This window comes from Stenotrophomonas sp. Steno-Z10-HUANG (assembly GCF_056393075.1).
Genome location: NZ_JBWJPA010000006.1, coordinates 97,891 through 118,126 on the forward strand (window position 1 = coordinate 97,891; position 20,236 = coordinate 118,126).

Genomic DNA, 20,236 nt, shown 5'->3' on the forward strand with positions numbered 1-20,236 from the left:
TCAGAAGAAAGCAAACGCACAATAAACAGTGAGAAAAGTCACAATACCGAAGATGGGTTTACTTGTAACTAATTGAAAAACAAAAGGAAAAAAAATTCGCCCGGAAAAATCAGTCATAAATCGTTAACTTTCCGGCAGTGGGGAGTTATGGTCGGCTCACTTGGCATTCGACTTCTGTTCATCTTCTAGTTTCCGCCAAGGACTTCCACTGGAGAGAGAAATGGTCAAACGCAAGACGATCCAACGCGCCGCGTTGAGCGCGGCCTTGAGCCTTTGCATCGCCGGCGGCGCCTACGCCCAATCCAATGCTTCAGGCTCGATCTTTGGTGCCGGCGGCCAGCCGGGCGCTACCGTCACCATCCGCAATGTCGAAACCGGGCTGACGCGCGAGATCCGTGTAGACAACAACGGTCGCTACAGCGCCTCGGCCTTGCCTGTTGGCAAGTACGAGGTGATCCTGAAAAAGGACGGCGAAGTTGTAGCCTCCAAGTCAGATGTGCTGGTGCAACTGGGCGCGGGTAGTGAGGTTTCCTTTGCCGCCGCTGGCGGCAGCGCCACGGACATGGATCGCATCGAAGTGCGTGCCAGCGCCATGTCGCCAATCGACGTCTCTGCAACCGACAGCCGCCAGGTGTTCACCGCCGAGCAGATATCGAAGATGTCAATCGGCCGCAACATCAACGCCTTGGCCATGCTCGCGCCAGGCGTCGTCGCCGCTGACTCACGCTACGGTAACGTTTCCTCGTTCAGCGGTTCGGCAGCATCGGAGAATGCCTTCTACATCAACGGCTACGCTGTCACCAACCCGCTTACCAACCTCGGCTCCACCACTTTGCCGTTCGACGCCATCGGCCAGTACCAGGTCATCACCGGCGGCTATGGCTCGGAGTTCGGCCGCGCAACGGGCGGCGTGGTCAACATAATCACCAAGAGCGGTACCAATGACTTCAAGGCCGGCGCCCAACTGGTCTGGACTCCGAAGGATTTCCGCGCGCACTCGCGCAACATCTACTACCCCAGTACGGGCAAGCTCCCCAATACCGACGGCCTGATCTATCAGCACCTGAGCGATCAGACCACCGACTCTCTGACCTACGGCGCGTACGCGAGCGGCCCGATCATCAAGGACCGGCTGTTCTTCTATGCCGGCGCGGAATTTGAGGACCAGGACAGGACCACGGTCTCCACCCGATCCAATACCGGCACCGGCTATCAGAAGCGCAACTACGAGGTTCCCCGCTGGCTGGCGAAACTGGATTGGTACATCAACGACAACCACCTGCTTGAGTTCACCGGTATCTCCGATGTGACCAAGCAGACGATGAGTGCCTACGCCTACAACTACACCGGGTCGAATGTATTCAACCCCGGGAACGTCAAGAACAGTGGTTACTACTACGAAGACGGCGGCGAGCTGTACATCGGGAAGTACACCGGCTACCTGACCGACAGCCTGACCCTGACCGCACTGTATGGCGAACAGGAACAGGACCATATCGCCAAGCCGTGGGGTTACGACCCGAGCGTGGTGTATGTCAGCGACTCCCGCAACGTATCCAACCCGGTCCGCTTTGGTGCATTCGACCAGCTCAGCTTCCCGGATGCCTACGACAAGACCGACGGCTATCGCATCGATCTGGAATGGCGTTTGGGCAATCACACCCTGCGTGGTGGCTATGACGTGCAGAACTCCGAATCACGCGCGGGCGAAGTGACGTCGGGGCCGGGGTACCGCTGGATCTACAACTCGGTAGGCGCGGCCAATGCCAACGAAACGATCCCCGGCAGCGGTGGCGCCCGTGGCCCCGGTGGCAACGGCGACTACGTGGTCAAGTACGTCTATGCCAACGGCGGTACCTTCAAGGTCGAGCAGAAGGCCTTCTATCTGGAAGACCGCTGGCAGGTCACCGACAACTGGCTGTTGTCACTGGGCCTGCGCAATGAGAGCTTCCAGAACTTCAATGCCGATGGCATCGTCTATGTGGAGCAGAAGAATCAGTGGGCTCCCCGCATCGGCGCCACCTGGGATGTCTTCGGCGACTCGTCCTTGAAGGTCTTCGCCAATGCCGGCCGCTACCACCTGGCGATGCCGAACAATGTCGCGCTGCGCGGTGCCGCCGGTTCGACGTATACGATGGAGTACTTCTCCTTCACCGGTATCGATCCGAATACCGGCGCCCCCCTGGGCACCACGGCCCTGGGCAACGGCCCGTTCTCCTCCAACAACGAGTATGGGCAAGCACCGGATCCGGCCTCGGTTGCAGCCAAGGGGCTGAAATCCCACTACCAGGATGAGTTCGTTCTTGGCTTCGAGAAGCAACTGGGCGAATCACTCACCTTCGGTGCGCGTTACATGTTCCGGGACCTCAAGAGCGCAATCGATGACATGTGCGATTGGCGCCCGGCCTACTACTGGGCCATCGAGAACGGCTACTCCGAAAGCGTCGCCGAGGCGCTGGGCGATGGCCTGGGTGGCTGCCGCCTGTTCAACCCCGGGGTAGGCAATACGTTCCAACTGGATGACGGCACCGGCAATCTGATCACCGTGCCCCTGTCGGCCCAGCAGCTCGGATTCCCGAAGCTCAAGCGCCGTTACCAGGGTATCGGGCTGTTCCTGGAGCATTCCTTCGACGGCAAGTTCTACGGCAAGATCGACTACACCTGGTCGCACAACTACGGCAATGCCGAGGGCCAGCTGAAGTCCGACGTAGCGCAGGGCGATGTGTCGCAGACGATGGACTGGGACCACCCGGAGATGATGTTCCATGCGAACGGCAACTTGCCCAACGACCGTCGCCACTACCTCAAGTCCTTCGGCTACTACCAGCTCAACGATGAGTGGCGCTTCTCCAGCACCTTCACCTTGATGTCCGGTCGCCCGAAGAACTGCACTGGCATCTACGCCGGTCCGGATCCGGATGGCGAATTCAGCGAAACCGTTGAGTATTCGGGTCCCTATTACCGCTACTGCAATGGCAAGGTCATGCCGCGCGGCTCGGCCGGTACCACGCCGTGGGTGGGACGTCTGGACATGGGTGTGGCCTACCGTCCGTCGTTCCTGAACAACAAGCTGGAACTGTCGCTTGATGTGTTCAACGTGACCAACTCCCAGACGGCACAGAACTACATCGAGTACGGCGAAATCGGCTCTGTCGGCAACCCATACCATTCGACCAACCGCGTGATCAGCTATTCGACGCCGCGCTATATGCGGCTTGGCCTCCGCTACGATTTCTGATTGCCATCATCTCCAAGTGCAGTACTTGAACCCGGCCACGTGCCGGGTTCTTTTATGCCCCGGATCTATGTGCAACCCTCAGCGTCCTGCATTGCTGCGAGGCTCGACATACGAAGTTCATGCCGTACGGCCTGGAAGTCCACCAGGTGGTGGTGTCGCAAAGCCCGGGGACAGTGGCCGGACAATGGCGATCTACTCCGGGCGGTCGGCATCGCCGAGGTACTACCCGACGGTGGGAGGGGTGTGCCGCCCCCTCTTGGGCTTACGCCATCCCGGTTGGGCGCGGACGCGGTGCAGCAGACCAGCTCCTCGTCAAACAGGCAAGCGAGCTCCACCTCCCCACGCCGGGTGGTCCAAGCCTGCTGTCGTGCAATCGCCAGAGCCTGGATCAGGCCCACGGCCACGACGATGGCTGGAAGCCAGCCAGCAGCGGTCGACCGTCCACCTGGGACGCGGTGAATGCAACGACGGCGGCTCCAATTTACCCAGGCGGGGTGCGGCCGGCCTTGCGTCACTGGCTGAGGAAGGCCCGGACAGCCCGGCCTTGTTCGCGCTGCGCCCCAGCACACATCAGCAATGAGACCAACCCAGCGGCCGGCACCGGGTCTGAACCCACATCGTCGAAGGCTGCCCGACATCCCGGAGGTCATCCAGCACCATGCGCAGACCTACCGGATCACACACTTTCCATCTCCCACGCCCGGAGGGCATTGATGGGCATCCATGGAAAATGAACCATCCTTGTTCATTCGCCGATAGCAGCAGCGAGCCCTATGTGCACCGTTTCTCCCACCGCCTACTGTCCTGCTGCGTCTATCGTCATTGCAAGCTCTTCATGTACCGTGTTGCCGCTGTAGTCTTTTGCGGTTATGCGGCAGATATAGTCGCCGGGTGACAGCTGGGCCAACCGTAGGGCATCCACTGCCAGGCGCCCGTCGCGCACCACATTGCTGACCACGTAGCGGAACCGCGTCACCGCGCTGCCGTGCACGGTGATGCCGCTGTCCTCGGCGTAGGCGACCTTCGCCGCGTCCGCCTGCGGCGGCATGCGGTTGAACTCGATGTTCATGCGCGGCTGTTCGTGGCCGGGCAGCGCGCGGCCGTCGGCGTCGAGGATCTGGTAGCCCAGCGCGTACAGGCCGAGGCGGCGGCGCGGCAGGTTGCCGTCCACTTGGTCCCAGGCCTCGACCACCAGTTGCAGGCCGCCGGCGTCGCGCGGCACCCGCAGGCGGCCGTCGCGGCTTTCGCGCAGGCGCTGGCCGCGGGCGTCGAGCAGGGCGATGTCGTCGATGCGGGGCGGCACGTGGTCGGCGTAATTAGCGAAGCCCAGCCGTACCGCATTGCGCTCGTAACCGGATGGCCCGACCGCCAGGTGCACGTGGGCCTGGCTGTTGATGCTGCCCAGCGCATCGCCGGGGTGGAAGCGGGTACCGCGGCGCACGCGCACCCGCTGCAGCTGCCCGGCCTCGTCGTGCACCAGCTGGAAGCGGGCCGGATCGAGCGGCTGGTTGCGCGGGTCGCGGCCGACCTTCATGTGGATGTAGTCGACGGTGTCCAGCGACAGGCCCTCGGCCTGCCCGCCCAGGCTCCAGGTCGCCGCCGGGCTGCTGACCTTGGCCGCGGCGATGGCGAGCACCGTCTGGCCGACGTCGCCGCGGACGTCGAAGCCACCGTGCAGGTGGTGGCGGCTTTCGCCGCTGAAGTTGCCGCGCACTTCGCCCAGGGTGCCGACCACTTCGTGCCAGCCCAGCTGCGGTGCCAGCGGCCAGCGCCCTTCGTTGCGCGGCAGCGGGTTGTCCATCGCAGGCCCGACCGGCGCTTCGGCCGCCGCCATTCCCGCCACCGGCAGTCGCAGGTGATGGAGGCGGTAGGCATCGGCATCGCCGAGCAGCAGACTGCCATCGGGCGCCAGGGCGATGCCCGCCGGGCGCGCGAAGCGCTGCGCATCGCCGGCCACCGCCACCACATGCCCGGTGGGCGAGACCTGCACCACGCGGCCGGTGATGCGCTCGCCGACATAGGCCACGCCGTCGTGGGTGAGCGCCAGCGTCATCGGCCCCCACAGCACCTGGGTGCCCTCGGGCCCACCCACCGGCGTGGCGACGTGGCCAGCCGCGGTGACGGTGCGCAGCGCGTCGTTGCGCAGGTCGGCCACCCACAGCGTGCCGTCGGCGGCGAGCGCGAGGTCGGTGGGGGTATCGAAACGCGCCGCTTCGCCCTGGCCGTCGGCCCAGCCGGGGCGGCCGCCGCCGGCCAGCGTCCACACCCGGCCGTCCGGCTCGATCACGCGGATGCGGTCGTTCCAGGTGTCGGCCACGTACACCCGCCCCTGCGCATCCACCGCCACGCCCATCGGCCCGTCGAAACGCGCCTGCCGGCCGATGCCATCGGCGAACCCGGCCACGCCGTCGCCGGCCAGTGTGCTGACGTCGCCCTGCGCGGTGACCTTGCGGATCGCATGGTTGCCGGTATCGGCGACATACAGGTTGCCGTGGCGGTCCAGCGCCAGCCCGGAGGGCGTGTTGAACGCGGCGGCGTCCCCGCGCCCGTCGGCGAAGCCCTCGCGGCCGCCGGCCAGCACGTGGAACACGCCGTCCAGCCAGCGGTAGAGGATGCGGTTGTTGTCGCCGGCATCGGCCACGTAAAGCGTGCCGCCGGTGTCCATCGCCACGCCCCAGGGATCGCTGAAGCGGCTGTGCATGCCGGAACCGACGCTGTCGCCTTCGATGCCGTCGCCGGCCAGCAGCGCGACCTGCGCGCGCCAGCCCAGCGGCGTGGCGGCCGGCGCTACCGAGGGCGTCCGTGGCGGCCACAGATAGCTGGCCGCGAGCGCGCCCCCGGTCAGCAATGCCACGACCATCACCCAATGCCTGCGTTCCATGTACATCCCAGCGGTTGCGGACCCGGCACCATAGACGCTCGCCGGCCACGGAACCACCCGGCACCGACAGGATCGCCGCCCGTCCCACGGAGTCATGCATGAATCTGCAACTGCACCTGCAGGAAAACCCGATCCGGCTGCAGCCACCGCAGGGTGCCGCGGTGGTGCTGCCGCTGTCGCTGGCGGACCTGCTGGCGGCGGGGCTGCACGCCTTTCCGCCGCAGCCCAGCGCACTGGAGCAGGCCATCCAGTGCGTCGAGGATGCGCTGATGCCGGCGATCCCGGCGCTGCGCCACCCGGCGCCGGGGCTGCTGGAATGCGCCGACCCGGTGCTGGCGCCGCTGTGGGCGGCCAGTGGACGGGCCCCCGGCACGGTGGCCACGCTGTCCATCGCCGACGTCGAGAACGTCTTCGACCGGCTCGCGCGGGTGGCGGCCGGCGTTCCCGCGCACAGCCTGGGGTTGCCCGCGCAGCCGCGGTTCGCCGCCGCGCTGGTGGTGGTGCGCGAGCTGCTGCACCACATTCCAGTGCCGGCGCTGCGGCTGCGGCCGGCGCCGGACTGAGTACCGCCCCGGGCCGCACGCCCCGCGCGGCGGGTTGCGTGCCCGCGCGGTCAGCGGCTGCCGCGCGCCGCGCGCAGGTGGGTGCCGACCGGAACCGAGAACGCGCCGTTGTCGGCCACGTCCCAGTTGATCGACCACGCCATCACACCGCGGAAGTCCGGATACGGCCGCGCCGGCTCGAGCGTGTCGCAGCCGGTGCCGCGGGCCAGGCAGTCGAACGCGCGGATGATGGCCGCCGGCGGCGCGTAGCCGGTGCCGGCCGCGCGCGGGCCGGAGGGCAGGGCCAGCGCCACCTGGTCCGGGCGCAGGCCGTGGAAGCGGCCCTTGCCGCCGGCCAGCGCGAAGCCCTCGATCAGCATCTTCGCCGAGCCCACCATCATGTCCAGGCTGCCGGCCGGCAGCCTGTCCGCGCGGTAGGGGGTGGGCAGGCCGCCGTTGTTGTAGAGCTGCACGTGCAGCAGGTCCAGTTCGTCGCGCAGCCCGTCGATCAGCGGCAGGTAGGCGCCCCAGATGCCCTCCATCGACACCCAGCCACCCTGCACGTAGGGGTGCTCCGGCGCCATCGACACGTACAGGTTGGGGTACATGGCATGCAGGCGCTTGACCGCGGAGACCAGGTGGCCGGTGACCGGTGCGCCGTGCACGACACCGGCGACCTTCTCCAGGTCGATATCGATGCCGTCGAGCCCGTAGGCGTCGATGGCCTGCGCGGTGGTGCGCACGAAATTGTCCTCGTCGCGCTGCGTGCGCAACGTCACCTTGCCCAGCTCACCACCGAAGGACAGCGCCACGATCCCGCCACGCGCGCGGCGCGCGGCGATGTCGGCGACCAGGCGCGTGCGCTCCAGCCCCGGCGCCGGATTGAACGCGACCCTGCCCTCGCCCATGTCGTCGGCGAACGCCAGCACGACCACGTCCCAGGCGTCGTCCACCTGGCCCAGCGGCAGCACCCCCGAGCCGTTGTCGAAGTTGTGCAGGTAGCCGACCAGGGCATGGCGCGGCAGCGGGTGGCTGTAGCCCGGCGTCACGCCGGGCCGCGGCTCGGCGGCGCCGACCTGCCCGGCGTGGCAGCCGAAACTGGTGACCAGGAACAACATGCACGACAACAGGCGGCTCGGCTTCATCGCAATCCCAGGCGGTGGAGGAGCGCCGATTCTAGACAGCCGCCGGCACCAAAAATCCTTCTGGAACATGAAGTTGGCGAAGTTGTCCGGTAATGACCCGCGGCCGTCCGGGCACTGTCCAGAGGGCCTGTCCGGTGGGCCGCGGCGCGGTGTCGCGGCCCGCCGCGAGGGCCACCGCGCAGGACATCCGCAGGCAACCGGGAGCAGCCATCACGCCCCGGGCATGACTCACGCCGGCGGGTTCGCTCAGCCGCAGGTCTTCATGCGTCGCTCCGCATCCCACAGGGCGCGACGCGCCAGGTCATAGGCGCTGTCGGCCGCCGACGGCAGCGTGTGCTCGGCCTCGACCGGGTCGGCGCCATGGCGGTAGCGGTACTCCAGCCGCTCCAGCGCGTCCAGCTGCTGCAGCGCGTTGCCGAACCAGCGCCGGCGTACCGCATCGTCGCAGCGCGGGTAGCGCCGTTCCAGCTCGCCGATGGCGGTACGGATGCGACGGCTGGCCTCGCCATCCAGGCCGGGCAGCGGCTCATGGCGGATCGGCGCGGCCTTGTAGGCATCGCCGGTGGCTTCGCTGCCCAGGTCGGACGCGCGCTCGTGCAACGACGGGTTGAATGCCACATCCGGCGCGCGCCGTGCCTGCGCCGGCTGGATGTCCTCGCCGTAGAGCCACTTCTCCCTGCGTGACTGCCGGGTCCCGGCCGCACGCTTCGAGAACAGGCCGGCGGTGGCGCGCTCGCCGACGCCCGTCGCCAGTTCGTCGCGGTGGGTGAACAGTTGCTCGTCCTTGCCCGGGGTGCGTGCCCGCGCCGCGACATCGTCCGGCAGCGCGATCCCGCCATCGGCGGCGTACAGGCGACGCGCGGCGCCGACGGCGGGCACCGGCGGCGATGACGCGGCCGGTGGCGGTGTCGGCGCGGGCGGCCGCTGGCCATCGGGCGGGAACGGCGGGGGCGCAACGGCGGGCGCCGCCACCCGGGTCATGGCGGGCAGCGACGAGTGCGACGGCGCCGGTGCCGGTTCCGCCGCGCGCGCCAGCCAGCGCACCTGCAGGCGCTGCTGCCGATGCTCCGCGGCGGGTTCGGGCACCTGCCACAGCACGCGGCCGGCCAGGCAGAGAATCGCCACGGTCGCCAGCCCGGCGCCGATGCGGTGGGACAGGGGTTCGCTGACGCGGGAATCGTGCATGCCTCTCCATCGCAGACCTGCACGCGGCGGGAGCCCCGCGGTGCACCGTGGCAACTACAGACCGGAGGCCGGGCGGCGAGTTCCATCGCCGTCGCGCGCCGATGCCCGGGTTACGATGCCCGCCCTTTCCGGCACCGGTGCCGCTCCGCGGCACTCCCAGCGCATGACCCACTACTCCGGCCCCCTGCTCACCCGCCCGTTGCTGGACGCCATGCGCGACGCGCAGCGGCGCGGCGACGCGGCCTGGAACGGCTCGCTCGACCTGGGCCGCGGCACCGACGCGGTGCGGCTGGAGGCCGGTCGCTGGCAGTGGCGCGGCCACGATTATCCGTGGCCGGAGCGGCTCAAGGACCGCACCGTGTACTACTGGGACGGCGCGGATTTCGCGCCGGCCTCGCGCTTCGGCAATGGCCTGTACAAGCTGGTGCCGACCGACTGGGGCGTGCCGACCTTCGAGATCGACGGCATCAAGATGCTGGTCAGCGCGCAGCTGTCGCCGATGGACGACGCGCGGCGCAAGGTTGCCCTGGTCGCGCCGCGCGGCAAGCAGGTGCTCGATACCTGCGGCGGCATGGGCTATTTCGCCGCCTGCTGCCTGGACGCCGGGGCCGCGGCGGTGCATTCGTTCGAGAAGAGTCCGGAAGTGCTGTGGCTGCGCACGCTCAATCCCTGGTCACCGGACCCGGCAGCGGCCGCCGCCGGCGGCCGCCTGACGCTGACCCACGGCGATATCTCGCTGGCCATCGCCGATATCGCCGACGCCTCGGTCGATGCGGTGCTGCATGACCCGCCACGCTTCGGCATCGCCGGCGAACTTTACTCGCAGGCGTTCTACGACCACCTGGCGCGGGTGCTGCGCCGCGGCGGCCAGCTGTTCCATTACACCGGCATGCCCAACCGGCTGACCAGCGGCCGCGACGTGCCGCGCGAGGTCGCCACCCGCCTGGGCAAGGCCGGGTTCCGCGCGCGCCCGGAACTGGACGGCGTGTTCGCGGTCCGCAACTGAGCGGCGCGCGTCATGGCAGCGGCGGCTGCCCGGTGTTGTCGCGCTGGAACAGCACCCGCTCCGGGCGGTGCAGGGCGAAACCCTGCGCGCTGTCCACGCCCAGCGCGCGCAGCAGGTCCAGGGTGTCCAGGTCGTCCACCCACTCGGCCACCACCCGGGCCCCGCGCTGGTGGCCGATGCGGGTGACGGCATCGACGATGGTCCGGCTCATCGGGTCGCGGCCGAGGTCGCGCACGAAACTGCCGTCGATCTTGATCACGTCCACCGGCAGATTCTTCAGGTAGCCGAACGAGGCCATGCCGGCGCCGAAGTCGTCCAGCGCAATGCGGCAGCCGGCCGCGCGCAGGCGCTCGATCACCCGCACCACGCGCAGCAGGTCGCGCACCGCCACGGTTTCGGTGATTTCCAGGCACAGCCGCTGCGGCGGCACGCCATTGCGGGCGATCGCATCGAGGATGAAATCGGCCAGCCCCTCGTCCTCGAGGCTGGCGCCGGAGAGGTTGATGGCGCAGCTCTGCAGGCGCTCGCCGCAGGGATGCAGGGCATTGAAATTGGCCAGCGCGGTGCGGATCACCCAGCGGTCCACCGCCGGCATCAGGCCATAGCGCTCCGCCGCCACCATGAACACGCCCGGCGCGATCACGCTGCCGTCGTCGGCGCGCATGCGCAGCAGCAGCTCCACGCGGGTGACCGGTTCGGCGCCGGGCGACAACGGCACGATCTCCTGGTAGTCCAGCAGCAGGCGGTCCTGCTCCAGCGCCCGGCGCAGCTGGCTGGCCCATTCCATCTCGCCCATGCGCCGGGTGGCGTCGGCGTCGTCGCGGTACACCCGCACCCGGTTGCGGCCGTCTTCCTTGGCCTGGTAACAGGCCGTGTCGGCCCAGGCCAGCAGGTCCTTGAGGGTGCATCCGGGCTGGTCGACCAGCACCAGCCCGATGCTCGCGCTCACCGTGTAGCTGCGTCCCAGCCAGCAGAACGTCGAACGCTCGATGCACGCGCGCACCTGCTCGGCCAGCAGGTCGGCCTGGGCCTGGTCCACGCCGGACGCCAGCAGCCCGAACTCGTCGCCACCCAGCCGCGCCAGCAGGTCGCCATCGCGGACATGGCGCCGCATCGCCTGCGCCAGCTGCACCAGCAACTGGTCGCCGGCGCTATGCCCGGACAGGTCGTTGATCAGCTTGAACTGGTCCAGGTCGATGTACATCAGCGCGAACGCCCCCTCGCCGGCGGCGTCGCGGTCGAGCAGCGCCTGGCGCAGGCAGCGCTCGAACTCGCGGCGGTTGCACAGCCCGGTGAGCTCGTCATGCGCGGCCTGGTAGCGCAGGCGCTCGGTCATCTCGCGCTGCGCGCTGGTATCGCCGGCCACCATCAGCAGGTGCGGCACGTGGTCGATCTCCAGCATGGCGAGCGAGGCATTCACCCACAGCGCGGCATCGGCGCCGCGCACCACGAATGCCTCCTGGCTGCTCCATGCGCCGTGCGCGCGGGTCGCGGCGACGGCCTCGCGACCGTGCACGGCATCGGCGAACAGGCTTTCCAGCGGCGCGCCGGCGACGGCGCCGAGCTGGGCCCTGGCCGCGCGGTTGGCGTAGGTGATGCGCCCGTCGCGCGCGTCGGCCACCAGCACCAGCGCCGGCAGCATCTCGTTGAGGGCCTGGAACCGTGCCTCGCTTTCGCCGAAGCGCGCGCTCATCCGCCGCGCCAGCTCGAGCGCGCGGCGGTGCACGCTTGCCTGCGACCACAGGAACAGGGCCAGCAGCAGGCTGATCGAACTGCCGCCGATCACGATCAACCGCAGCTGCGCCCACTCGCCCATCGGTACGCGCGGCCACAGCCGCAGTTCCCACGTACGCCCGCCGAATTCCATGCGCCGCACCTGCAGCGCCGCCGGGTCGGCCGGCAACGGCGCGCTGGCGAACACCCGTGCATGCGCCGGCAATGCGCCCAGGTCGCGGATCTCCACGTCCATGTGGTCGAGGATGCGGCCATACAGCGCCTGGCGGACCATCGGCTCCAGGCGCACGCTGACCGCCAGCGCGCCCAGCTCGCGCGCACGCCGTTCCGCGACCGTGGCCGGCATCGCGCCCGGGGTGTACGCGGGCAGGCGCACGGTGATGCCCATGTCGCCCGCCGCCCGCTGGCCGCGGAACTGCAGCAGCGGGAACGGCGCGGACAGGGCGGCCGCATCGGCGTCGCGCGCACGCCGCAGCGCCTCCATGTTCTCCGGTTGCCGGGCGACATCGAAACCGACCAGCACCTCGTTGCCTTCCAGCGGCGCGACGTACTGGTAGCGGTAGGTGGCCTGGCCAGCGGCGTCCACCTGGCGCTGCGCGAAGGCGATCAGCACGTAGCCGTGGATCCACTCCTGCGAACGCAGGTTGCGCTGGTAGCTGTCGAAGGTGCCCTGGTCCAGCTGCGCGGTGCCCGCCAGCAGCACGGTCTGCATCGCCCGCAACCCCAGCGCGGCGCCGGCCAGCGGTTCACGCAGGCGCGCGGGCGCGGCATCGGCCAGCGAGCGCTGCAGCGACTGCACCCGCTCGCGCTCGCCGCGCCATTCGCCAAGCGCCACCCGCGCCGTCAGCGCCAGGCCGGTGACCAGCACCAGCAGTGCCCACAGCGGCGTGGCGAACAGGGAGCGCGGCATCCCGCCGTCAGCTGCGGGTAGCGGGGCGTCATTGTGCATGGGCAGCCCTTGCAGGCACCGCCAGTGCGCTGCACCGGCGGCCGCTGGCCAGCGTGCCGCCGTGGACTGTCATCGCCCCGCCATCGTCCATATCACCGCCCCTGCCCGGCCCGAACCCCAGTTCGCCGGCGCCAGCAACCGGCCCGGCAACGCACCACGAACGGCCTTCCCGCCGTACCGCCGAGCGTCAATGCCACCGGCAGGATCCTGTACCACCCGGGCGATTCTACGCGCCGTCCGGGCCACGCGGCCGTCAGCGCACCTGTCCGTGCCGGCCCCACCCGCCTTGACCACCATGCCCGCTCCCGTTGCCGGCGCACCCGCCGTGTCGTCCCTTTCTCTTAACGCCAATCCGGGTATATCTCAACACCGGACAACGCCTCCCCGCACCCGGCGCCCTGCCGCACACAGGCACGCGCCGGGCCCTGCATCTGCCGCCGGTTCCGGCCCCCGCCGTGCGCACTTCCGGCCATCCGCAGATGCATGGCGCCGCACGGGGCGGGCCTCCAGACAGACCCGATGCAAACCCTGTTCCCGCCTGCGGGAGCCGGGACCGTCGTCGCGCGCCCGCGCGACGGCCCACCCACGCCGTTGCCCCGTCGCGGCCCTGCCCGGCCGCGACGGGGCAACGCCACCATGACCCGGGGCCCGTCGCCCCGCAGGAGAGTGCCCTTGAAAGATGTGAACATGTTCCTGCAGGGACCCGGGGCGGAGCGCCGCGCGGTCACCGTGCTGGCGACCGAGCGCGTGCCCCTGGAGACACTGCTGTGCCATGCCCCCAACGCCGGCACGGGCGTCCTTGTCGACCTGCATGTGCTGGTCGATGCGCAGGGCAACCTGGCCCGGCAGATCGACCATGAGGGCCTGCGCTACCGGTTCAGCGGTTCGAATGCGACCTGGGTGCTGGTGGTCAGCTGACGGCTGCGGCGTGAAATCGCCCGCGCGCGCATCGACACCGGGGTAACGGCGGCCCCCGCTACCCTGATGCCGCGGTACCGGCCGCCACCCGCGATGGCCCGCGCGGCGTCCGGACGGCGGCAGGGTCGGCGGCAGCCGGTGCGCCCTTGGCAGGCGGCCGGCACTGCCCCCGGCCGGGGTACCGCGCAGCCACAGGAGGAACCCGCCATGGTCAAAGCCGTCCCGAGCCGCCTTCCCCCGCCGTTCCACTGGGTCGAGGAACCCGATCGCAAACGCCTGTGCCTGGGCGGGGTCAAGGTGCTGGAAATCTGCCGGCGCAACCTCGGCTGGATCGTGGAGGTCTACCTGCACGAGCCGTCGCGCCCGTTGCCGATCATCGCCGTGCGCTCGGCCAGCGCCGGCATGCGCTGGGGCGCGCGGTGGGCCAAGCAGCACATGCGCATGCTCACCCAGCTGGCACGCGATCCCGGCGCGCCGGGGCATCCGGCGCACTGAGCGGCGCGGCGCCGCCGCGCGACCGTCTCCGGGCCGCGCAGCGAGCGCATGGCCGCGGCAACCGCCCGGGCCGGCCCATGCCCGGTGCCGGCCTGGGTGCGCTGCCGCGCGCTCAGCACCTGACGGCGTTGCGGCCCTGGCGCTTGGCGCGGTACATCGCCAGATCCGCGCGCCGCAGCAGTTCCGATGCGCTCTCGCCGGTGGCCATCTCGGCGACGCCGGCCGAGATCGACAGCGAGAACAGGTCCAGCTCATTGACCCGAGTCGTGTTGACCTGCTGGCGCAGGCGCCCGGCCAGCTCCATGGCCTGCGCCAGGGTGACGCCGGGCAGGATGACCAGGAACTCCTCGCCGCCCCAGCGGATGGCGCGGTCGTCGGCGCGCACGCAGGATTTCAGCACCCGGCCCACGCACACCAGCGCGTCGTCGCCGGCCTTGTGCCCGTGCACGTCGTTGATGGCCTTGAAATGGTCGATGTCGGCCATGATCACGCTCAGCGGCCGGGCCGACGCCTGCGCCTGCGCGACCAGCCCGTAGAGCTGTTCGGCACCGGCATGCCGGTTCAACAGCCCGGTCAGCGAGTCGATGGTCGCCATCTCCATCAGCCGGCACTCGCGCTCGACGCGTTCGCTGACGTCCTTGCCGGTGCTGATGTAATGCGATATCCGACCACGGCCGTCGCCGACCGGGGCAATGCTCTGCTCGACGTGGATCTGGCGGCCGCTCTTGTGGCGGTAGGTGAAGGTGGCGCGGAACGGCTTTCCCTCGCGCAGGCAGACCCGCAGGTTGCGGTAGAACAACGGGTCCTGGTGCGACGGGTACAGCATCCGCGCCGACTGCCCGAGGATTTCCTCCGGCGCATAGCCGGTGAGCCGGGCAAAGGCTTCGTTGACGAACACGACGCCGGTGTCGCGCCCGGTGATCAGGATCGGGTCGATCGCGGCATCCAGCGCCTGCAGCAGCAGCCGGCGTTCCTGCTCGGCGGCAATCCGCGCGCTGATGTCGTTCTGCACCGACACGAAATACGCGATCGCACCGCTGGCGTCGCGCACCGGGGAAATGCTCCACTCCACCGTGTAGGCACGGCCGTCGGCGGCATAGTTGACCGTGCTGCCGGCGAACGGCAGCCCCTGCTGCAGGTGCCGGCGCAGCGAGGCCATCAGCGCCCGGTCGGTGAGTGGACCCTGCAACAGGCGCGGGCTGCGGCCGAGCAGCTGCTCCGGCCGGTAGCCGCTCATGCGGCAGAACGCCGGGTTGGCGTAGACGATCAGCGGGCCGCCGCCCTCCAGCCCGGCATCGGTGATGAGCACCGCGCTGGTGCTCTGGTCGACGGCATGGGCAAGCACCGCGGGACTGGCGGCGCCAAGCAGGTCCAGCGCCTGCCCGTCATCACTCAGGCGACCCACGGTATGTCCGCCTCATGCGCGATGCGCTCGAACTGCGGGCGCCCGAACCAGTAGCCCTGCATCAAGCCGATGCCGAGATCGGCCAGGCAGCGCGCCTCGTCCGCGGTCTCGATGCCTTCGGCGATCACCTCGATGCCCAGCTCCCGGCACATCGCGACCACGCCGGCGACGATCGCGCGCCGCGGCGGGCTCTGGTCGATCGCGCGGATCAGGGCCATGTCCAGCTTCACGATGTCCGGCTGGAAGTCGGCCAGCAGGGTGAGCCCGGCGAAACCGGCGCCGAAGTCGTCGATCGCGGTCTTGAAGCCGATCCGCTTGTACTCGCTCAGGATCTCGGCCAGCCAGCTGCCATCGCTGACCTGCTCGCCCTCCACGGTCTCGAAAATGATCTGCTCGACCGGGAAGCCGTAGCGCCGCGCCGCGCGCAGCGTGGAGCGGATGCACAGCTCGGGCCGGTAGATGGCGTTGGGCAGGAAGTTGATCGACAGGTACGAACCCATCTGCAGCCGCGACGCGGTCTGGATCACCTTGTCGCGGCAGGCCTGGTCGAACGCATAGCGGTTGGACGCGGTGATCCGCGACAACACCGAAGCGGCCGGCTCGCCGGCGGTGCCGCGCACCAGGCCTTCATGCGCGAATATGCGGCGCGCGCGCACATCGACGATCGGCTGGAACGCATAGCTGAACTCGAAATCCAGCGGCTGCGCGTCGACGCACTGGGCGCAGCCGGCGCGCTTGTCGGTGGAGTTCATGCGGTGGGTTCTTTGCGCCGTGGGTCGGCGAAGGATAGCGGCTGCCACGCAACCCGGGCCAGCCACCCGCGCTGGCGGTCAACCGGCATGGGCGGCGATATCGGCGTTCTCGACGACTGCCGGCCGCGGCCCGGGGGCGATCACCAGCCGCAGCAGGCAGCGACCGATCGCCTCGGTGGTGGTGAACACCCTTGGGCAGGCGCCGGCCAACAGCGCCAGCAGCGGGTCGCCCAGCGCGTACAGGCCGCGGCGCAGCCGGTGCGGCGACACCGTGCCTTGCACCGGGCGGACCACGCCGGGGCGCACGCTGGTGTGGGCCAGCCCGCTCCGCGCCAGCACCTGCTCGGCTTCACCCTTGACCCGCAGCGGCATCAGCGCGCTGCCGGCATCGGCCCCCATGCCGGAGATGTACGCCACGAAGCCACCGGGGTTGGCGCCGGCGTACGCCGCCAGCACCCGTTCCAGCGTCGCCACGGTCGCCTCGCGGTACGCCGCCTCCGACAGGCCCAGCGGCATCGGGCCGGCGCAGTACAGGCAGGCGTCGTGGTCGCGCAGGTCGACCGCGGCCAGCGCCCCGGCGGAGAACTCCGGCGCCAGCAGCACCTGCACGCGCGGATCGGGCGAGGCCAGCGGGCGCCGGACCAGCACGCTCACCGCCTCCACCTGGTCCGAGCCCAGCAGCACGCGCAGCACGCCCTGGCCGACCAGGCCGGTGGCGCCCACCAGCAGAATGCGCTTGCCCATGACGTCGTTCCTCAGTTGCGTCCACGGCAACGCCGCGAACAGTAGCGCACGCTTTCCCAGTCGCGCGCCCACTTGCGGCGCCACGCGAATGCACGCCCGCAGGCCGCGCAGATGCGCTGCGGCAGCTCGGCCTTCGCGCGCATGCGCGGCATCAGTGCATCCCCGTCCACAGGGCCCGCGGAGCCGGCGATGCGGGGGCGAGCGCGGGGGCAATGACGGTGCGACGGGTGGACATGGCGGTGGCCCGGAGCGGCTGTGCAGTCACCGGCTTGTACGCAGGCGATGGGCACTTGGATGCATCCATGGCGGCCGTTGCTGCGTAAACCCCGGCATCTCCCCGATCACGGATGCACGCCATGCGCCTTGCCCGGCCCTTCCTGCTGCCGCTGCTGATGGCCACCCTGCTCAGCGGCTGCGCCCAGGCCAAGCACCCTCCGATCACGCCGGTGAGCTCGGTGGACCTGCCACGCTTCATGGGCCGCTGGTACGTGATCGGGATCATTCCCACCCGCCTGGAGCGCGGCAACCACAACCCGGTGGAAACCTACCGCCTGGACAGCAAGGGCCAGGTGTGTACCTGGTACCGCTACCGCCCCGGCGGGTTCCAGGCGCCGGTGAGGCTGCTGGCATCCACCGGGCTGGTGCAGCCCGGCACCGGCAATGCCGAATGGAAGGTGCGCTTCTTCGGGCTGTTCAAGGCGCAGTACCTGATCGGCTGGCTGGCGCCGGACTACAGCCAGGTCATGGTGGTGCGCGATGCCCGCGACTACCTGTGGTACATGGCGCGCACCCCCAGCGTGCCCGACGCCGACTACCAGGCCATGCTGCAGCGCGCGGCGGCGCTGGGCTACGACACCACGCGGATCGAGCGGGTTCCCCAGCGCTGGCCTGAAGCCGGCCAGGACAAGGACACCTTCGATGGAGCATGCCGATGAAATGGGCGGTACTGCTGCTGGCGCTGTCGATGCCGCTGGTCGGGTGGCTGTCCAACAGCGGCCTGTTCGGCCCGACCAACGGCGAGATCTCCGCGCGCTACCCGACCCTGATCGTCGCCGCCGGCTACGCGTTCGCGATCTGGGGCCCGATCTTCGCGCTGGACGTGGTGTTCGGCATCGGCCAGCTGGTTACCGGCGAGGACAGCTGGCGGCTGCGCCGCATCCGCTGGTTCACCGCCGCCGGCTTCGCCCTGACCTCGCTGTGGATGGTGGTGTTCACGCGGCAGTGGTTCTGGCTGGCGCTGGCGGTGATCTGGCTGAGCCTGGGCTGCCTGTTGGCGGCCGCGTGGCTGGCTTCGCATACCCGCCGCCACGCGCGCCAGCCGTGGTGGCAATGGCTGCCGCTGTCGCTGCACGCCGGCTGGGTGTCGCTGGCGGTGTTCCTCAATGTCGCCCAGGTGGTGGTGGCGTTCGAACTGCTGCCAGTCGATCACATGCTGCCGTGGACGCTGCCCCTGTTCGGCCTGGCGGCGATGCTGCTGCTCGGCATGCTGGCCATCCTGCGCGGCAACCCGTGGTACGCCCTGCCGGCGGTGTGGGGGCTGCTGGGCGTCTATGTGCGCCAGATCCAGTCACCGCTTGCCGGCGCCACCGTGGCGGCGCTGGTCGCGCTGGCACTGGCGGTGCTGCTGGTCGCGGTGGCCTTGAAATACGCGCTGTCCCCGGCGCTGCCGCCGGACCCGCCGTGACCTGCGTGCGGCTGCTGCTGGGCGACCAGCTCGATCCGCGGCACCCGTGGTTCGACCACACCGATGCGGACGTGCTGTACGTGATGATGGAAGTCCGCCAGGAAACCGACTACGTACTGCACCACGCACAGAAGATCTTGGCGATCTTCGCGGCGATGCGGCGCTTCGCCGCGCACCTGCGCGCGGCCGGCCACCGGGTCGACTACCTGGCGATCGACGATGCCGGCAACCGCCCGTCACTGGTGGACAACCTGGACCGGCTGCTGGCGCAGCACGCCGCCACCGCGCTGGAATACCAGGCGCCCGACGAATGGCGGCTGGACGCGCAGCTGCGCCGGTACGCGGCGCGGCAGGCGATCCCGGTGCGCTGCGTGGACAGCCACCACTTCCTGGCCGGGCGCGAGGAGGCGGCCCGCTTCTTCGGCAGCCGCGGGCGCTGGACCATGGAGCCGTTCTACCGCCACATGCGCCGCCGCCACCATGTCCTGCTCGAACCCGACGGCCGGCCCCTGGGCGGGCGCTGGAACTTCGATGCGGACAACCGCAAGCCGTGGCGCGGCGATCCCCCGGAGCCGCCGGATACCCGCCCGCGGCATGACCTGCGCGCGCTCTGGCAGTGCATCCAGTCCGCCAGCGTCGCCAGCTTCGGCGATCCGCAGGCGCATGCGCTGCGCTGGCCACTGGACCGCGCCGAAGCCCTGCAGCAGCTGCAGGCCTTCCTCGACCACGGGCTGGCGCATTTCGGCGACTACCAGGACGCGATCAGCGCGCGGGCGCCGCGGCTGTTCCACTCGCTGCTGTCGTTCGCGCTGAACGTGAAGATGCTCGACCCGGCCGAGGTCATCGCCCGCGCCGAGGCCGCCGCCCACGATGGCCGCGCGCCGCTGGCCGCGGTGGAGGGCTTCATCCGCCAGATCCTGGGCTGGCGCGAGTACGTGCGCGGGGTGTACTGGGCGCGGATGCCTGGCTATGACCAGTGCAATGCCTTCGGCCATGACCTGCCACTGCCGGCCTGGTTCTGGACCGGCGACACCCACATGGCCTGCGTGCGCGGGGCGATCGGGCAATCGCTGGCCCACGCCCATGCCCACCATATCCAGCGGCTGATGGTGATCGGCAACTTCGCGCTGCTCGCCGGGCTCGACCCGCAGGCCCTGCACCGCTGGTACCTGGGCATCTACATCGATGCCTTCGAGTGGGTTGAGCTGCCCAACACCCTGGGCATGAGCCAGTTCGCCGACGGCGGGCTGCTGGCCACCAAGCCGTATGTATCGGCGGCCGCCTATCTGCACCGGATGGGCGACCACTGCGGCCAGTGCCGCTACCGGCGCGACCTGCGCACCGGCGCCCGCGCCTGCCCGTTCAATGCGCTGTACTGGGACTTCCTCGACCGGCATGCGCCGCGGCTGGCGCACAACCCGCGCCTGGCCCTGCCCTACCGGCAGCTGGCGCGGATGCCGGCCGGCGAGCGCCAGGCCCTGGCCCAGCAGGCCGCGCAGCTGCGGGCGCGGCTGGACGCGCTGTGACCCTGCGCACATCCAACGCGCCGATGCCCGCG

Annotated in this window: 16 protein-coding genes; 8 read left to right on the forward strand and 8 right to left on the reverse strand. The window is 69.8% G+C overall.

Features of this window, described 5'->3' with window-relative positions; translation table 11 throughout:
- The first annotated feature begins 220 nt into the window (after positions 1 to 220).
- Positions 221 to 3,238, forward strand: coding sequence for a TonB-dependent receptor (locus AC06E6_RS10020; RefSeq protein ID WP_293760496.1), 3,018 nt, complete (start codon positions 221 to 223; stop codon positions 3,236 to 3,238).
- A 796-nt stretch (positions 3,239 to 4,034) separates the two neighbouring features.
- Here the strand turns inward: AC06E6_RS10020 and AC06E6_RS10025 are convergent.
- Entirely contained in the window at positions 4,035 to 6,119 is a 2,085-nt protein-coding gene (locus AC06E6_RS10025; protein ID WP_478061184.1) for an NHL repeat-containing protein, read from the reverse strand.
- 98 nt (positions 6,120 to 6,217) lie between these two features.
- Here AC06E6_RS10025 and AC06E6_RS10030 point away from each other — a divergent pair, with 98 nt between their 5' ends.
- A complete protein-coding gene (locus AC06E6_RS10030) occupies positions 6,218 to 6,682 on the forward strand; it encodes a hypothetical protein (protein WP_478061186.1) in 465 nt (154 codons plus the stop codon).
- 50 nt (positions 6,683 to 6,732) lie between these two features.
- On the opposite strand, the gene AC06E6_RS10035 is transcribed toward AC06E6_RS10030, so the two are convergent.
- Together AC06E6_RS10035 and AC06E6_RS10040 are read right to left on the reverse strand one after the other, a co-directional pair.
- On the reverse strand, positions 6,733 to 7,806 hold the full coding sequence (locus tag AC06E6_RS10035; protein ID WP_478061187.1) for a chitinase: 1,074 nt from the start codon (positions 7,804 to 7,806) through the stop codon (positions 6,733 to 6,735).
- A gap of 246 nt (positions 7,807 to 8,052) precedes the next feature.
- On the reverse strand, positions 8,053 to 8,991 hold the full coding sequence (locus AC06E6_RS10040; RefSeq protein ID WP_240212910.1) for a hypothetical protein: 939 nt from the start codon (positions 8,989 to 8,991) through the stop codon (positions 8,053 to 8,055).
- 163 nt (positions 8,992 to 9,154) lie between these two features.
- On the opposite strand from AC06E6_RS10040, the gene AC06E6_RS10045 reads away from it, so the two are divergent.
- On the forward strand, positions 9,155 to 9,997 hold the full coding sequence (locus tag AC06E6_RS10045; protein WP_478061189.1) for a class I SAM-dependent methyltransferase: 843 nt from the start codon (positions 9,155 to 9,157) through the stop codon (positions 9,995 to 9,997).
- 10 nt (positions 9,998 to 10,007) lie between these two features.
- Here the strand turns inward: AC06E6_RS10045 and AC06E6_RS10050 are convergent, their stop codons facing one another.
- Positions 10,008 to 12,641: a bifunctional diguanylate cyclase/phosphodiesterase gene (locus AC06E6_RS10050; protein WP_478061191.1), complete on the reverse strand. Its 2,634-nt coding sequence runs from the start codon at positions 12,639 to 12,641 to the stop codon at positions 10,008 to 10,010.
- Positions 12,642 to 13,352: 711 nt separating this feature from the next.
- Here AC06E6_RS10050 and AC06E6_RS10055 point away from each other — a divergent pair.
- Both AC06E6_RS10055 and AC06E6_RS10060 read left to right on the forward strand, forming a co-directional pair.
- Positions 13,353 to 13,598, forward strand: coding sequence for a hypothetical protein (locus tag AC06E6_RS10055; protein ID WP_237723642.1), 246 nt, complete (start codon positions 13,353 to 13,355; stop codon positions 13,596 to 13,598).
- Positions 13,599 to 13,805: 207 nt separating this feature from the next.
- Positions 13,806 to 14,093: a hypothetical protein gene (locus AC06E6_RS10060; protein WP_104937878.1), complete on the forward strand. Its 288-nt coding sequence runs from the start codon at positions 13,806 to 13,808 to the stop codon at positions 14,091 to 14,093.
- Between the two features lie 112 nt (positions 14,094 to 14,205).
- Here the strand turns inward: AC06E6_RS10060 and AC06E6_RS10065 are convergent, their stop codons facing one another.
- The 4 genes from AC06E6_RS10065 to AC06E6_RS10080 all read right to left on the reverse strand — a co-directional run bounded on the left by AC06E6_RS10065 (position 14,206) and on the right by AC06E6_RS10080 (position 17,146).
- Complete coding sequence (locus tag AC06E6_RS10065; RefSeq protein ID WP_478061193.1) at positions 14,206 to 15,498, reverse strand: sensor domain-containing diguanylate cyclase; 1,293 nt, start codon at positions 15,496 to 15,498, stop codon at positions 14,206 to 14,208.
- Positions 15,486 to 16,250: an EAL domain-containing protein gene (locus AC06E6_RS10070; RefSeq protein ID WP_312347830.1), complete on the reverse strand. Its 765-nt coding sequence runs from the start codon at positions 16,248 to 16,250 to the stop codon at positions 15,486 to 15,488. Before AC06E6_RS10070 ends, AC06E6_RS10065 begins: the two co-directional genes overlap by 13 nt.
- 78 nt (positions 16,251 to 16,328) lie before the next feature.
- The gene (locus AC06E6_RS10075) at positions 16,329 to 16,994 is read right to left on the reverse strand and encodes an SDR family oxidoreductase (protein ID WP_478061195.1); all 666 of its coding nucleotides are present in this window, start codon (positions 16,992 to 16,994) and stop codon (positions 16,329 to 16,331) included.
- Between the two features lie 11 nt (positions 16,995 to 17,005).
- A complete protein-coding gene (locus AC06E6_RS10080) occupies positions 17,006 to 17,146 on the reverse strand; it encodes a DUF2256 domain-containing protein (protein WP_478061196.1) in 141 nt (46 codons plus the stop codon).
- A 204-nt stretch (positions 17,147 to 17,350) separates the two neighbouring features.
- On the opposite strand from AC06E6_RS10080, the gene AC06E6_RS10085 reads away from it, so the two are divergent.
- Genes AC06E6_RS10085 through AC06E6_RS10095 form a run of 3 tightly spaced genes read left to right on the forward strand, consistent with a single transcriptional unit; the run spans position 17,351 to position 20,204 of the window.
- On the forward strand, positions 17,351 to 17,929 hold the full coding sequence (locus AC06E6_RS10085; protein ID WP_478061197.1) for a lipocalin family protein: 579 nt from the start codon (positions 17,351 to 17,353) through the stop codon (positions 17,927 to 17,929).
- Positions 17,926 to 18,678 (forward strand): hypothetical protein, encoded by a 753-nt coding sequence (locus AC06E6_RS10090; protein WP_478061198.1) that lies wholly within the window; start codon positions 17,926 to 17,928, stop codon positions 18,676 to 18,678. Before AC06E6_RS10085 ends, AC06E6_RS10090 begins: the two co-directional genes overlap by 4 nt.
- Positions 18,675 to 20,204 carry a cryptochrome/photolyase family protein gene (locus AC06E6_RS10095; RefSeq protein WP_478061199.1) on the forward strand — a complete coding sequence of 510 codons (1,530 nt, stop codon included), beginning with the start codon at positions 18,675 to 18,677 and terminating at the stop codon, positions 20,202 to 20,204. Before AC06E6_RS10090 ends, AC06E6_RS10095 begins: the two co-directional genes overlap by 4 nt.
- Positions 20,205 to 20,236: the final 32 nt, after the last annotated feature.